Below are 13,830 nucleotides of genomic sequence, written 5' to 3'. Positions count from 1 at the left end.
GTTGACCCGGCGGCGTGCCGCCGGGCTTGACGCATCAGGACGATTTACGAACCCGCAGGTACCACTCGCAGAGCAGGCGAACCTGTTTGCGGGTGTAGCCTTTCTCCATCATGCGGTCGACAAAGTCGTCGTGTTTTTTCTGCTCATCGGTTGATGTTTTGGCATTAAACGAAATGACCGGCAACAGCTCCTCGGTATTAGAGAACATTTTCTTCTCGATAACCGTGCGCAGTTTCTCGTAGCTGGTCCAGTTCGGATTACGTCCGCTGTTGTTGGCTCTGGCGCGCAGCACAAAGTTGACGATTTCGTTACGGAAGTCTTTCGGGTTGCTGATCCCGGCCGGCTTCTCAATTTTCTCCAGCTCAGCATTCAACGACTCACGGTCAAACAGCTGACCGGTATCCGGATCGCGATACTCTTGATCCTGGATCCAGAAGTCGGCGTAGGTGACATAGCGATCGAAAATGTTCTGCCCGTACTCGGAGTAGGATTCCAGATAAGCGGTCTGGATCTCTTTGCCGATAAACTCGGCGTATTTCGGGATCAGATAGCCTTTGAGGAACTCCAGGTAGCGCTCGGCGTTCTCCTGTGGGAACTGTTCGCGCTCAATCTGCTGCTCCAGGACATAGAACAGATGCACCGGGTTGGCGGCCACCTCGACATGGTCGAAGTTAAACACCCGTGACAGGATCTTAAAGGCAAAGCGGGTGGAGAGCCCGTTCATCCCTTCATCCACCCCGGCGTAATCGCGATACTCCTGATAGGATTTCGCTTTCGGGTCGGTATCTTTCAGGCTTTCGCCATCATAGACCCGCATCTTCGAGTAGATGCTTGAGTTTTCCGGCTCTTTCAGACGCGACAGAATCGAGAAGCGCGCCAGCGTTTCCAGGGTGCCCGGGGCGCACGGCGCGTGGGTCAGCTCGCTGCTGTTGAGCAATTTTTCATAGATGCGGATCTCTTCGGAGATACGCAGGCAATAAGGCACCTTGACGATATAGACGCGGTCGAGGAAGGCCTCATTGTTCTTGTTATTACGGAAGGTCACCCATTCCGATTCGTTGGAGTGGGCGAGGATTATCCCGTTAAACGGCAGGGCAGAGATCCCTTCGGTCCCGTTGTAGTTCCCTTCCTGGGTGGCGGTCAGCAGCGGATGTAGCACCTTAATCGGCGCTTTAAACATCTCGACGAATTCCATAATCCCCTGGTTGGCACGGCACAACGCACCGGAGTAGCCATAAGCGTCCGGGTCGTTTTGCGCATAGTGTTCCAGTTTACGGATATCCACTTTACCGACCAGCGCCGAAATATCCTGGTTGTTTTCATCACCGGGTTCGGTTTTGGCGATGGCGACCTGCTCAAGAATCGATGGCCAGACTTTGACCACGCGGAATTTAGTAATATCGCCGCCAAACTCGTGCAGGCGCTTGGCCGCCCACGGCGACATGATGGTGCCGAGGTAGCGGGTGGGCACGCCATACTCTTTCTGAAGGATCTGGGCATCCTCCTGCGGATTAAACAGGCACAGCGGGTGATCGTTGACCGGGCTACGCTCGCCGTTGGCGCTCAGCACATAGATGGGCACGCGCTGCATCAACGCTTTCAGCCGTTCAGCCAGCGACGATTTACCACCGCCCACCGGCCCCAGCAGATAGAGGATCTGTTTCTTCTCTTCCAGCCCCTGGGCGGCATGCTTGAGATAGGAAACGATCTGCTCAATGGCGTCTTCCATACCGTAAAACTCTTCAAAGGCCGGATAGCGTGCGATGACCCGGTTTGAAAAGAGACGGGATAGCCGCGGCTCGAGAGCCGTATCAACCATGACGGGTTCACCAATGGCCATCAACAGACGTTCTGCCGCATTGGCATAGGCACTGCGATCTTGCCGGCAGATGGTAAGAAACTCCTGCAGTGTGAACTCTTCGTCCTTGGCAGCTTCATAGCGCTGGCGATAGTGATCGAATATATTCATGGCATGCCGTCCTTTCGTTTTTTAGCACAGGTTGAGAGCCGTTCATATGAGTAGTGGGGGCCCCCGGAAGACATAAGCTGAACGTCGCTCTCCAGATATCCAGCAACCCTTATGCCAGGTTGCGGGTGGAGTAGCGTGAATGTGCCCTGCAATTACACCTTCTAAATTTAAGCGTAGATGCATTTAGAAATCTTGCATGCCGCAGAAAATCAATTTCAATGACATATCAATAACTCATCCTGAAAATGACGCTTTTTGACACGCCAGGACGCGAAGCTGTCACCGGGCTGTCACCTCATGGTAAGAGAAGGGTGGGAAAGTGAACGATTTGTGTCATGTCGGGTAAAGAATTTGAGGCATGAGGTCTACGACGGTAAACTGCACGGGCTGATAATTTGACAACGGGAATATGGATTGTGACTAAAATCAAACTTCTGGCACTCGGCGTGCTGATTGCGACGTCCGCCAGCGCGGCGCATGCCGACGGGAAGTTCACTCTTGGGGCTGGCGTAGGCATCGTCGAACATCCGTATAAGCAATATGATGCGGATGTCTACCCGGTGCCGGTCATTAGTTATGAGAGCGATAACTTCTGGTTCCACGGTCTGGGCGGGGGCTACTACCTGTGGAACGACACCAACGATAAGCTGTCAATAACGGCCTACTGGTCGCCGATGTACTTCAAGCCGGGCGACAGCGACAGCGCGCAAATGCGTCAACTGGATAAACGTAAATCGACCGTGATGGCCGGTCTGTCTTATGTCCACAACACGCCCTATGGTTTCCTGCGCACGACGATTGCAGGCGATACGCTGGATAACAGTAATGGTATCAACTGGGATCTCGCCTGGCTGTACCGCTACACCAATGGTAACCTGACGCTGACGCCGGGCATTGGCGTGGAGTGGAACAGCGACAATCAGAACGAATACTACTATGGTGTCTCGCAGCATGAGTCCCGTCGCAGCGGCATGCGCAGCTACGATCCGGACAGCAGCTGGAACCCGTATCTGGAGCTGTCGGCTAACTATCGCTTCCTCGGCGACTGGAGCGTATACGGCATTGCACGCTATACCCGTCTGTCGGATGAAATTACCGACAGCCCGATGGTGGACAAATCCTGGAGCGGCCTGATCTCAACCGGGATTACCTACACCTTCTGATTGTGCATCATTACAGTGCGCTTTATGCATCAAAACAGGGCTTCACGCCCTGTTTTGCTTTATGGTGGTGCAGAAAGCTAAAGAGGAGGAGACGGTGAAAAAAACAGTACGCTTTGGCGAGCAGGCGGCGGTTCCGGCCATCGGGCTGGGCACCTGGTATATGGGCGAAAACAGCGCCCAGCGTCCGCAGGAAGTGGCTGCACTGCGCGCGGGCATCGACCACGGACTGACGGTGATCGATACGGCGGAAATGTATGCCGACGGTGGGGCGGAAGAGGTCGTCGGGCAGGCGATCCGCGGCCTGCGCGATCGCGTGGTGCTGGTGTCCAAAGTCTATCCCTGGCACGCCGGCGGAACGGCGATGCGCCGCGCCTGTGAAAACAGCCTGCGCCGGCTGCAGACCGACTATCTCGATATGTATCTCCTGCACTGGCGCGGGGATATCCCGCTGCAGGAGACGGTCGAGGCGATGGAGAGGCTGGTGGCCGCGGGCAAGATCCGCCGCTGGGGCGTCTCTAATCTGGACACCGACGATATGCAGGCGCTGTGGCGGACGGCGGGTGGCGAACGCTGCGCGACCAACCAGGTGCTCTATCATCTCGCATCGCGGGGCATTGAATACGATCTCCTGCCCTGGTGCCAGCAGCACACTCTGCCGGTGATGGCCTACTGCCCGCTGGCGCAGGCGGGGCGCTTACGCGATGGACTTTTTCAGCATACCGATATCATTAATATGGCTAACGCGCGGGGGGTGACAGTCGCGCAGCTGCTGCTCGCCTGGGTGATTCGTCATCCGGGAGTGCTGGCGATCCCGAAAGCGGCCAGTATTGAGCATGTGGTGCAGAATGCTGCCGCGCTCGATATCGTCCTCAGTGCGGAAGAGCTCGCGCAGCTGGATCGCCTCTATCCACCACCGCAGCGAAAAACCCGGCTGGATATGGTTTAATCAGCACCTCAGCCAGCGGAGAAAAAAGCCCCGTCGGGAACGGGGCTTTTTGCTGTTAGCGTTTTTTCAGGCTGATGGTCTGCGCCAGGCGAGAGGGGGTCTCTTCGCTGGCTTTCTGCGGCTGGGTCACGCAACAGGTTTCGACGCAAAGGAAGGTTTTGTAACCATCGTCCGGCATGTCGCCCATGCTGACGGACAGCGCCGGGCCCGGGTTCCAGGCCACCACGTTGTGCTGATGATGATGCACGACGTCGATAGTGCGGTTAAGCGCATCGTCATGGATCACGCTGCAGCTGTCAGCGTTAAGGTAGACGCGGTCGGTGCGGTCCGGGAAGGTCTGCACGCCGTTGCTCAGGACGCCTTCTTCGGCATTCTTCACTTTATCGATATAGCGCTCGCCAAGACCACTCACTTTCACCGCTGCGATATCGCCGACGTTGAAGTAGGTATGCAGGGCAGAGGTGGTCTCGAATTCACCGTGGGCTTCCAGCTCGATTTCGCAGGTTTTGCCCAGCTTGAAGCGGGCATAGAGGGTGAATTCGTGCGGCCAGAGCTTCATGGTTTCGGCGCTGTGCTGGAGCGCAAAGGTCAACATGACGCCGCTGTCGTCTTCGTCATGACCTTCCAGGGTCCATGGCAGATTGCGGGCAAAGCCGTGCGACGGCAGACCCTGCTGCGCGGAAGGGCCAAACCAGGGCCAGCAAATCGGCACGCCGCCGCGCAGGGCGACGCCCTGTTTAAATGGGGTGTTGTTGCTCAGCCACAAGACTTCTTCTTCACCGGCGGGTTTCCAGGAGAGCAGGTGCGCTCCCTGCAGCGCCACAGAGGCTTTCACCTGCGGATGGTCGATGACAATCAGCTCCAGGTCGTCCAGCTGGCGACGGGAGATCACGGGAGAAATGGTTTCATTCACCGGGAGAGCAAAAATTTTATTTATCATTGTGCAATCCTATCTCTGCAGACAAAAAAAAGAGCGACCGAAGTCGCTCTTACAGATTACTTTTTCATCTCAACTTATTTGGAGATGTGAGCAATCAGGTCCAGAACTTTGTTGGAGTAGCCAGTTTCGTTGTCGTACCAGGAAACCAGTTTCACGAAGTTGTCGTTCAGTGCGATACCTGCTTTAGCATCGAACACGGAAGTGCAAACTTCGCCGTTGAAGTCGGTAGAAACAACGTCGTCTTCGGTGTAACCCAGAACGCCTTTCATTGCGCCTTCAGAAGCGGCTTTGATGGCTTTCTTGATTTCTTCGTAGGACGCTGCTTTTTCCAGACGAACGGTCAGGTCAACAACGGATACGTTCGGAGTCGGAACGCGGAACGCCATACCGGTCAGTTTGCCGTTCAGTTCTGGCAGTACTTTACCTACTGCTTTAGCAGCACCGGTAGAGGACGGGATGATGTTCTGAGCTGCGCCGCGGCCGCCGCGCCAGTCTTTGTGAGACGGGCCATCAACGGTTTTCTGAGTCGCGGTGGTCGCGTGGACGGTGGTCATCAGGCCTTCAACGATACCGAAGTTGTCGTTGATAACTTTAGCCAGCGGTGCCAGGCAGTTGGTGGTGCAGGAAGCGTTGGAAACGATGTCCTGGCCAGCGTAAGTTTCGAAGTTAGCGCCGCGAACGAACATCGGGGTGTTGTCTTTGGACGGGCCAGTCAGAACGACTTTTTTCGCGCCAGCGGTGATGTGTTTACGAGCGGTTTCGTCGGTCAGGAAGATACCGGTTGCTTCAGCAACAACGTCAACACCAACTTCGTCCCACTTCAGGTTAGCCGGGTCACGTTCAGCGGTAACACGGATTTTTTTACCGTTAACGACCAGATGACCGTCTTTCACTTCAACGGTACCGTCGAAACGACCGTGAGTGGAGTCATACTTCAGCATGTAAGCCATGTACTCTGCGTCTAACAGGTCGTTGATTGCAACGATCTCGATGTCAGAACGTTTCTGAGCAGCACGGAAAACAATGCGACCGATACGGCCAAAACCGTTGATACCTACTTTGATAGTCATATATTCCACCAGCTATTTGTTAGTGAATAAAAGGTTGCCTGTAAAATTACAAAAACCTTACGCAGCGTCAAGCGGAATCGTGTCAATCATTGCGACAAATCAATCCTGAGCACACCTTGCGCGATTGATTTGCCTCACTCTCCCTTTGAGCCCAATTCCATATGGGGGCTGCGCGCGGAATTTTAAAGGGCATTTAAGATAAAAACGTGATTTAAGTCACAATTATCTGGCTGCCTGTTGGCACCGCATAAGTTTAGAACAAAAGTGCACGCTTCATTGTTAATGTTTTGTTAGAATTGGAGCGAAAGTTGTCCATTGCAAAGCGAGATGTAAGCCCATGGCGAATAAACCCTCCCCGGAAGAGCTGAAAAACGGCTTAAGCGAAATGCAGTTTTACGTGACGCAGCATCACGGCACCGAACCGCCTTTCACCGGACGGCTGCTGCACAACAAGAAAAATGGCGTGTATCACTGCCTGGTGTGCGATGCGCCGCTGTTTAACTCCCAAACCAAATACGACTCCGGTTGCGGCTGGCCGAGCTTCTATGAGCCGGTGAGCGATGAGGCCATTCGCTATCTGACCGACAATTCGCACGGCATGCAGCGCATTGAAATCCGTTGTGGAAATTGTGACGCCCATCTCGGCCACGTATTTCCGGATGGCCCACAGCCGACCGGCGAGCGCTATTGTGTGAATTCGGCGTCGCTGAGCTTCACTGATGAGCAGAATGGCGAGCAGATTAAGGGTTGAAGAAACGATTCAGCAAATTATTCCAAGCGGAGTGGAGCGGAAGATGGATATTGAGCAAATTATCGACAGTATGACGCCGGAAGTTTACCAGCGTCTGGCGACGGCGGTGGAGCTGGGAAAATGGCCGGATGGCGTGGCGCTGACGCCGGAGCAAAAGGAAAATAGCCTGCAGCTGGTGATGCTGTGGCAGGCCCGGTATAACACCGAAGCCCAGCACATGACCATCGACACTCGCGGGCAGATGGTGATGAAGAGTAAACAGCAGCTGAAGGAAGATTTCGGCATCGTGCCAAAGCCGATCGCCACCGTTAAGCTGCAATAAAGCGCCAGCCGGCGGCGCGTGGTTCCGGCGTCGGGGTCACCCCGCGCCGGACAGCATCAGCGTGAACGACCGCGCGTAGCGGCCAGATCGGCATGCTTACTTTTTGTTCATCATCGCTTTCAGATCGGCAAACGGGTTGTAGGTGGCCTCACCGACGCTCTTTTGCGCATCTTCGCCCGCCACCACCGTGGAGCCATACTGATCGGCTTCGGTGTACTTGGAATGTTCGTGATCGTGACAATACAGGCACAACATCTCCCAGTTACTCCCATCTTCCGGGTTATTGGAGTGGTCGTGATCGATGTGGTGCACCGTCAGTTCGCGCAGATTGGAGTAGACAAACTCCCGTGAGCAGCGTCCGCACACCCAGGGAAAAAGCTTGAGCGCCTTTTCGCGGTAACCCACTTCCAGACGCGCGTAATTTTTGGGGATATAGGCCATGGCCCCCTGCCTCCTGTCAAACGGTTAAGCTGCGCCAGCGCGTGGCGCAGCGGATAACTGGCATCATAACCTATCCCGGGCTGCGCGATATACCTGCATTGCAGGCGATGTTGTCTGCGTCACGCAGCCCGAGGGGAAGGGGCGTGACTAGTGTTTGATCCCCAGCGATTCCGCCAGCTGACGGGCCAGCTGATTCTGGTCATCGGCGCCATATTCCCAGAACATGGCCCCGGCGAGGCCCTTCGCCTTGATATAGTCCGCCTTAATGGCCACCGATCGCGGGTTCTCATACGACAGGGCGAACAGCGGCTTGCCCTCCGCGGACTGCACTGACAGCCACGGAACCTTCGCTTCATCGTCCCAGTGCTCGGTAAAACGTTTTTGCGGATCGTTGAGCAGTTTGCCCACGATATCGTTGTATTTTACGTAGGTGTCTTTGCTCAGGTCATAACCCAGTGAGGCAAACAGCGCGACCTCCTGTGGCCCAAAATAGGGCTGGGTGACCGGATTGTTTTGCGCATCCGCTTTCGTCCAGTCAATCCCCGGTTCAACTGCCCGTTTCGGTACCCGGCCATAAAAACCAATCCCGAGGTTCATCTGGCTGGGTTTAAGCCCGGCGGCCAGGTAATTGTTGACCACAAAATCGGCGCTGTATTTATCCGCCGCGGCGACCGTTGGCCAGTGGCTGGAGTCATACAGGTTCGAGTTGAAGTACTGCGTGCCGTAGGCCATGTCGTAGGTCATCAGGTTGATGTAGTCGAGCGATGGCGCAATCGCTTTAACGTCCACCCAACTTTTCGGACTTTCTGCGTTAGCCCCCACGGCAATAGTGACCAGTTTCCTGGTACCAAACGCTGCGCGCAGCTCTTTTAACAGCGCGGTAAAGTTATCGCGATCGGCCGGTTGACTGGCAACCAGCCCCCAGGCGCCGTTGACCGGAAACTCCCAGTCGAGGTCAATCCCATCCAGACCATATTTTTCAACAATTTCCTGCGCAGACTGAATAAACACCTTACGGGTTTCTTTGCTTGCCGCCGCGCCGGAGAAACCGCGCGCCCCCCAGCCGCCGACCGACAGCAGGACCTTGAGGTCCGGGTTCTGTTTACGCAGGGCCGGGAGCTTTTGCAGATCCGCCTGCACCTTCGGCGACAGCCAGATCTCGTGCAGATGAGCGGGATCCTTCAGGGCCGCATTAGTCTCGTCTTTTTCATCGTTATAGATAAGACCAAACGAGTAGTTGAGATGGGTGATCTGCCGGACGTCCAGCTTATCGATATCGCCGCCGGGCCCGGCAGTGACGTCGCCGCCGCCGTTAAAATAGCCGACGGACATCAGAGGTTGGGCAGAGAGCGCGGAAGCGCAAAGCAAGGGCAAGGCTGCCAGCAAGGGCAAACGTTTCATAGTGGTTCCTCTTTGACATAAAAAATAACCACGCCACGGAAATGGCGTGGCGAAAAAACAGCCTTGCCAGACTACCAGCAATAACCTGTTGAAACTGCGAGAGAGTTCAATTTATGGACGATAGCGAGGCGGCAGAAGAAGACCCGGCGCGAGGGCGCCGGGGGGAGGGATCAGGCCTGAGATTCCCGCCAGTCATCGAGGGTATACAGCGTGGCGCCCGCGGCGGCCATCTCCATAAACGCCTGGCTGCTGTCCTGCGGCTGCAGGTTAACGCCGCGACAGCCGTCGATGATGACATTGACCATATAGCCCAGCGCCAGGGCATCCAGCACGGTGAATTTGACGCAGTAATCGGTGGCGAGGCCGAGGACGGTCAGTTCCACGATGCCCTGGCCGCGCAGCCAGCCGTCCAGTTCAGTTTTCTGCCGGTGACCGTTGTCAAAAAAAGCGCTGTAGCTGTCAATGACCCGGTTTTGCCCCTTATGGAACACGGCGTTGATCGCCTGCTGTTTGAGCAGCGGATGCAGCGCCGCGCCTTCGCTGTGCTGCACGCAGTGATCCGGCCAGAAGGTCTGCGCCAGGCCGTCGAGTTCGCCCTGGGTGTAGGGTGCCACCTGGTGCTGGCTGGCGAAGCTGCCATGATCCGCCGGGTGCCAGTCCTGGCTGGCGACGATGGGCTCGCCGCGCGCCAGGCTCCAGTCGATAAGCGCATTAGCCACCTCGACGGTACTGTCGCCTTCAGGAACCGCCAGCGCGCCGCCGGCGCAAAAGTCGTTCTGCAAATCAACCAGTAACAGCGCTCGATGTGCCATACGTCCTCCTTAAGCCTCGTCGGGGGTGAGTTCGCCACGCAGATTTTGCTGCATCGCCGCGCGAATGGCGTCAACATCCAGCTGCTGGCTAAGCAGATAGTGTAGCTTGGTCAGCGTCGCTTCCACCGTCATATCGAAACCACTGATGACCCCCGCCTGGGCGAGGGCGTTGCCGGTGGCATAGCCGCCCATGTTCACTTTCCCGGACATGCATTGCGTCAGATTGACCACCACAATACCGCGCTGGCTGGCTTCCGCCAGCACCTGAATAAACTCGCCATTCTGTGGGGCATTGCCGACGCCATAGGAGCGGAGGATCAGCGCTTTCACCGGCTGGCGCAGGAAATTGCGTACCACGTCGGCGGAGATGCCGGGGTAAATCGTCACCACGCCAATCGGCTGCGGGGTGATGGGGTGCACGATAAGCTCTCCGCGGCCCTGCGGCGCCGGCGGGGTACCGAGGCGGCGGATATGGATCCCGGCTTCCAGCAGCGGCGCGAGGTTTGGCGAGGCGAAAGCGTCGAAGCCGTCGGCGTGGGCTTTAGTGGTGCGGTTGCCGCGAAACAGTCGATTGTTGAAGAACAGCGCTACTTCGTTAATCGGATAGTTGGCGGCAACGTAGAGAGCGTTGAGCAGGTTAATCTGACCATCAGAACGCAGCTCGGCCAGTGGGATTTGTGACCCTGTCACAATGACCGGCTTGCCAAGGTTTTCCAGCATGAACGACAGCGCCGAAGCGGTAAACGCCATGGTGTCGGTACCATGGAGGATCACAAAGCCATCATACTCATCGTAATGGCTGCGGATATCGTCGGCGATGTGCTGCCAGTCCTCGGGGGTCATATCGGATGAATCCATCAGCGGATGGTATTCATGGATCGTGAAGTCCGGCATCTCCGGACGATGGAATTCAGGCATCAGCGCCAGCTGACGCTGCAGATGGCCGGAAACGGGTACATAGCCGTGTTCAGAGCGCTGCATACCGATGGTCCCACCGGTGTAGGCAACGTAAATCGATTTTTTTTGCATAGCATCGCTTAGGTTGGTCGTAGACAGGCGCAGTATAAAGAGACGCGGGAAAAAATACAGTGTTGGCCGCTCGCTTTGTGGCGGCGCTGGCAGGTGCGGGAAAAAGGCTGCCCCGGGAGACGGGGCAGCCGCTGCGTACTAACGGATGTTGGCGCAGGTCAGGCAGAAGGCATAGCGGTTCTGCGGGTCGTTAAACGCCGCCAGCTTGTCGCTCTCCGCTTTCACCGTCTCGGCCGCCGCGGCGACCGGTGCAGGCAGCCAGGCCTGAATGGCCGCCGGCAGCGAGGCGCGTACCGAGCCGGTCAGGCTATCCAGCACCATCGAGAAGAAGGTCGGCTCTTCCTGATAGTAGTTGAGGTGCCAGGTTTTCAGCTTCGCCAGCTCGGCGGCTTTAGCCACCGCATCGTCGAAGTCGCCGAGGCTGTCGACCAGGCCGTTGGCTTTGGCATCTTCCCCGGTCCAGACGTGTCCCTGGGCAATCTGGTCGATTTTCTCCGGCGTGCTCTTACGGGCGTTAGCCACCAGGGTGATAAAGCGCTGATAGCCATTCTCAATGCTCAACTGCATCAGCTGCTGCACTTCCGGCGGCAGCGCTTTGGTGCTGGAGACATCCGCCAGCGGCGACGTGGCGACGCCGTCGGTATGGACGCCAATCGACCCGAGGGTATTTTCCACGGTGTTGATTACGCCAAAGATGCCGATGGAGCCGGTGAGGGTGCTCGGGTTCGCGACGATGTAATCCGCTGGGGTGGAGATCCAGTAGCCGCCAGATGCAGCCATGCCGCCCATCGAGACCACTACCGGTTTACCGGCAGCTTTGGCTGCCGCCAGCTCTTCACGGATAATTTCTGAGGCGGTCACGCTACCGCCCGGGCTGTTAACGCGCAGAACGATGGCCTTAATTTTCGGGTCGAGGCGCGCATCGCGAATTTGCGCCGCCGTGGTATCGCCACCAACGTTGCCCGGGGTCTCCTCGCCATCCATGATGGCGCCGTTGGCAAAGATCACCGCAATGGCGGAACCTTCGTCAGACGGTGTCTTCACGTTGTAGTCGTAATAGCTGATCGCCCGGTAATTGTTATCCGTTTTGCTCCAGCCAAACTGTTTGGTCAGCGCCTTTTCCACTTCCGTGGAGGTCGCCAGCTCATCCACCAGCTTATTGTCCAGCGCATATTTTGCCGTATCGCCGCCCACTTTACGCAGGCCATCGATAATGCCCTGGGCGCCCGGGAATAGCTGCTGGGCGGTGATCTGGCGGTTGGCGGCAATGGTGTTGAGGTAGTTCTGCCACAGTTCGCCAATCCAGCGGCTGTCCGCCTCGCGGGCGGCAGGGGACATATCATCGCGAATGAAAGGCTCGACGGCGGATTTATAGGTGCCGACGCGGAAGACATGGGTGGAGACCTTCAGCTTATCCAGCAGTGATTTGTAGTACAGCCCATTGGTGGCGAAGCCGTGCAGGTCAACCTCGCCCTGTGGTGAGAGCCAGATTTTGTTGGCAAAGCTCGCCAGGTAGTACTGGCCCTGGCTGTAGCTGCTGCCGACGGCATAGACCGGTTTGCCGCTGTCGCGGAACTCACGCAGCGCTTTACCGATGTACTGCATGGACGGCTGATCGCAGCCAACGAAGTTTTTCAGATCCAGCACAATACCGGTGATATTGCGGTCATCTTTCGCCTGGCGAATGGTCTGCACGATATCGAACAGAGAGTTCTCCTGCAGACGGTCCGAGCTGGCGCCAAACAGCTGGCGGCCAATTACGCCGAGCTTGCTGCTGGCGGAAGGTTTATCCACCACCACGCCGGTAATATCCAGCAACAGCGCGCCGCGCGCGGCATGTTCGCTGGTAGTGGTGCTGAACTGGCTCCAGATACCGATACACACCAGCACCAGCACCAGGAAGATCGCATTCAGAGCCAGTTTGCGAATAAAGTTGAGTATCCGCCACGTCCATTTAAAAAAGCTGGCAATCAGTCGCCAAAGGGTTCGCATGTCTTCTCCCTAACGTTATCTAAAAAGGGCAGGCCGCAGGGGCCGCCGCGTCTGGCTATCCTAAAGAGTGAGCCGTCGGTTGTCAGCAGGAATCACCGACCACGCTGTAACAAAATCCTTGTGCATGTTAATTTTATGAAAAATGACATCACAGGAGTTATACAGATGGATGCTCTCGATCTACTGCTTAATCGCCGGAGCGCTTCTCGCCTGGCGGAACCTGCCCCGGCTGGCGAACAGCTGGAAAACATTCTGCGCGCCGGGCTGCGCGCCCCGGATCATGGCACCCTGCAGCCGTGGCGCTTTTTTATTATCGCCGATGACGGCCGCGAGCGCTTCAGCCAGCTGCTGGAAAAAGGGGCCACAGAGGCCGGCCAGGATGAGAAGGGAATAGAGAAAGCCCGCAATGCGCCGTTCCGCGCGCCGCTGATCATTACCGTAGTCGCGCGCTGTGAAGACCACCCGAAGGTGCCGCGCTGGGAGCAGGAGATGTCCGCTGGCTGTGCGGTGATGGCGATGCAGATGGCGGCCCTGGCCCAGGGATTCAATGGCATCTGGCGCAGCGGAGCATTGACCGAGAGCCCGGTGGTGCGGGCCGGCTTCGCGTGCCGCGAGCAGGATAAAATTGTCGGCTTCCTCTATCTGGGGACGCCGCAGCTAAAAGCCTCAACCACCATTGCCCTGCCGGATACCGCGCCGTTTGTGACGCGCTTCTGAGTCGGTGCTTGTGATGCCGGGTGGCGGCTGGCGCCTTACCCGGCCAACGCATCCGGCTCTGACTGTCTGTAGGCCCGCGCAAGCGCAGCGCCGCCGGGCAAGGACAGCGGGCACGGAGCCGATTTTGTGCCGGGTGGCGGCTCGCGCCTGACCCGGCCTACGTTCGTACGACCTGTCGTTAATTTATTTACCATTGTTGCTGAAACTGCCGGTGCTGACGGCCTCAACATCGCTGAGACGTTCCCGGAAGGCAGGGGCAGCCCGCATGGATGCGGGC

At 57.0% G+C, this 13,830-nt stretch carries 13 protein-coding genes; 5 read left to right on the top strand and 8 right to left on the bottom strand.

Features of this window, described 5'->3' with window-relative positions; all coding sequences use genetic code 11:
- Positions 1-34: 34 nt before the first annotated feature.
- Positions 35-1,969, bottom strand: coding sequence for a protein kinase YeaG (gene yeaG / locus AS136_RS22480; RefSeq protein ID WP_008807632.1), 1,935 nt, complete (start codon positions 1,967-1,969; stop codon positions 35-37).
- A gap of 416 nt (positions 1,970-2,385) precedes the next feature.
- Between yeaG and AS136_RS22475 the strand changes: the two genes are divergently transcribed.
- Positions 2,386-3,132 carry a MipA/OmpV family protein gene (locus AS136_RS22475; protein WP_008807631.1) on the top strand — a complete coding sequence of 249 codons (747 nt, stop codon included), beginning with the start codon at positions 2,386-2,388 and terminating at the stop codon, positions 3,130-3,132.
- Positions 3,133-3,226: 94 nt separating this feature from the next.
- Positions 3,227-4,078 carry an aldo/keto reductase gene (locus tag AS136_RS22470; RefSeq protein ID WP_371856940.1) on the top strand — a complete coding sequence of 284 codons (852 nt, stop codon included), beginning with the start codon at positions 3,227-3,229 and terminating at the stop codon, positions 4,076-4,078.
- Between the two features lie 55 nt (positions 4,079-4,133).
- Here the strand turns inward: AS136_RS22470 and AS136_RS22465 are convergent, their stop codons facing one another.
- Positions 4,134-5,018 (bottom strand): D-hexose-6-phosphate mutarotase, encoded by an 885-nt coding sequence (locus tag AS136_RS22465; RefSeq protein ID WP_023322412.1) that lies wholly within the window; start codon positions 5,016-5,018, stop codon positions 4,134-4,136.
- Positions 5,019-5,092: 74 nt separating this feature from the next.
- Positions 5,093-6,088, bottom strand: coding sequence for a glyceraldehyde-3-phosphate dehydrogenase (gapA, locus tag AS136_RS22460; RefSeq protein ID WP_008807628.1), 996 nt, complete (start codon positions 6,086-6,088; stop codon positions 5,093-5,095).
- A gap of 337 nt (positions 6,089-6,425) precedes the next feature.
- On the opposite strand from gapA, the gene msrB reads away from it, so the two are divergent.
- A complete protein-coding gene (msrB, locus tag AS136_RS22455) occupies positions 6,426-6,839 on the top strand; it encodes a peptide-methionine (R)-S-oxide reductase MsrB (RefSeq protein WP_008807627.1) in 414 nt (137 codons plus the stop codon).
- 43 nt (positions 6,840-6,882) lie between these two features.
- Positions 6,883-7,161 carry a YeaC family protein gene (locus AS136_RS22450; protein ID WP_012542095.1) on the top strand — a complete coding sequence of 93 codons (279 nt, stop codon included), beginning with the start codon at positions 6,883-6,885 and terminating at the stop codon, positions 7,159-7,161.
- Between the two features lie 96 nt (positions 7,162-7,257).
- On the opposite strand, the gene yajD is transcribed toward AS136_RS22450, so the two are convergent.
- The 5 genes from yajD to sppA all read right to left on the bottom strand — a co-directional run bounded on the left by yajD (position 7,258) and on the right by sppA (position 12,836).
- Positions 7,258-7,602 carry an HNH nuclease YajD gene (yajD, locus tag AS136_RS22445; RefSeq protein WP_002901254.1) on the bottom strand — a complete coding sequence of 115 codons (345 nt, stop codon included), beginning with the start codon at positions 7,600-7,602 and terminating at the stop codon, positions 7,258-7,260.
- Between the two features lie 147 nt (positions 7,603-7,749).
- A complete protein-coding gene (chiD, locus tag AS136_RS22440) occupies positions 7,750-9,003 on the bottom strand; it encodes a chitinase ChiD (protein WP_012968474.1) in 1,254 nt (417 codons plus the stop codon).
- 170 nt (positions 9,004-9,173) lie between these two features.
- Positions 9,174-9,815 carry a bifunctional nicotinamidase/pyrazinamidase gene (pncA, locus tag AS136_RS22435; RefSeq protein WP_012542094.1) on the bottom strand — a complete coding sequence of 214 codons (642 nt, stop codon included), beginning with the start codon at positions 9,813-9,815 and terminating at the stop codon, positions 9,174-9,176.
- A 9-nt stretch (positions 9,816-9,824) separates the two neighbouring features.
- Positions 9,825-10,844 carry an asparaginase gene (gene ansA / locus AS136_RS22430; RefSeq protein ID WP_008807624.1) on the bottom strand — a complete coding sequence of 340 codons (1,020 nt, stop codon included), beginning with the start codon at positions 10,842-10,844 and terminating at the stop codon, positions 9,825-9,827.
- A gap of 138 nt (positions 10,845-10,982) precedes the next feature.
- On the bottom strand, positions 10,983-12,836 hold the full coding sequence (gene sppA / locus AS136_RS22425; RefSeq protein ID WP_063267018.1) for a signal peptide peptidase SppA: 1,854 nt from the start codon (positions 12,834-12,836) through the stop codon (positions 10,983-10,985).
- 165 nt (positions 12,837-13,001) lie between these two features.
- Between sppA and AS136_RS22420 the strand changes: the two genes are divergently transcribed.
- Complete coding sequence (locus AS136_RS22420) at positions 13,002-13,553, top strand: NAD(P)H nitroreductase (protein ID WP_008807622.1); 552 nt, start codon at positions 13,002-13,004, stop codon at positions 13,551-13,553.
- The last annotated feature ends 277 nt before the right edge of the window (positions 13,554-13,830 follow it).

The sequence above is a fragment of the Klebsiella sp. D5A genome (assembly GCF_001620885.1).
In the GTDB taxonomy this organism is placed as follows: domain Bacteria; phylum Pseudomonadota; class Gammaproteobacteria; order Enterobacterales; family Enterobacteriaceae; genus Klebsiella; species Klebsiella variicola.
The sequence above is the reverse complement of the archived record's forward strand: the minus strand, read 5'-3'. Positions and strand labels throughout refer to the sequence as shown.

Excerpts from the sequence above, each read along its gene's own strand:
- ansA (WP_008807624.1), bottom strand. The coding sequence starts at position 10,844 with ATGCAAAAAAAATCGATTTACGTTGCCTACACCGGTGGGACCATCGGT.
- AS136_RS22420 (WP_008807622.1), top strand. The coding sequence starts at position 13,002 with ATGGATGCTCTCGATCTACTGCTTAATCGCCGGAGCGCTTCTCGCCTG.
- msrB (WP_008807627.1), top strand. The coding sequence starts at position 6,426 with ATGGCGAATAAACCCTCCCCGGAAGAGCTGAAAAACGGCTTAAGCGAA.
- gapA (WP_008807628.1), bottom strand. The coding sequence starts at position 6,088 with ATGACTATCAAAGTAGGTATCAACGGTTTTGGCCGTATCGGTCGCATT.
- yeaG (WP_008807632.1), bottom strand. The coding sequence starts at position 1,969 with ATGAATATATTCGATCACTATCGCCAGCGCTATGAAGCTGCCAAGGAC.
- yajD (WP_002901254.1), bottom strand. The coding sequence starts at position 7,602 with ATGGCCTATATCCCCAAAAATTACGCGCGTCTGGAAGTGGGTTACCGC.
- AS136_RS22450 (WP_012542095.1), top strand. The coding sequence starts at position 6,883 with ATGGATATTGAGCAAATTATCGACAGTATGACGCCGGAAGTTTACCAG.
- pncA (WP_012542094.1), bottom strand. The coding sequence starts at position 9,815 with ATGGCACATCGAGCGCTGTTACTGGTTGATTTGCAGAACGACTTTTGC.
- sppA (WP_063267018.1), bottom strand. The coding sequence starts at position 12,836 with ATGCGAACCCTTTGGCGACTGATTGCCAGCTTTTTTAAATGGACGTGG.
- AS136_RS22465 (WP_023322412.1), bottom strand. The coding sequence starts at position 5,018 with ATGATAAATAAAATTTTTGCTCTCCCGGTGAATGAAACCATTTCTCCC.
- chiD (WP_012968474.1), bottom strand. The coding sequence starts at position 9,003 with ATGAAACGTTTGCCCTTGCTGGCAGCCTTGCCCTTGCTTTGCGCTTCC.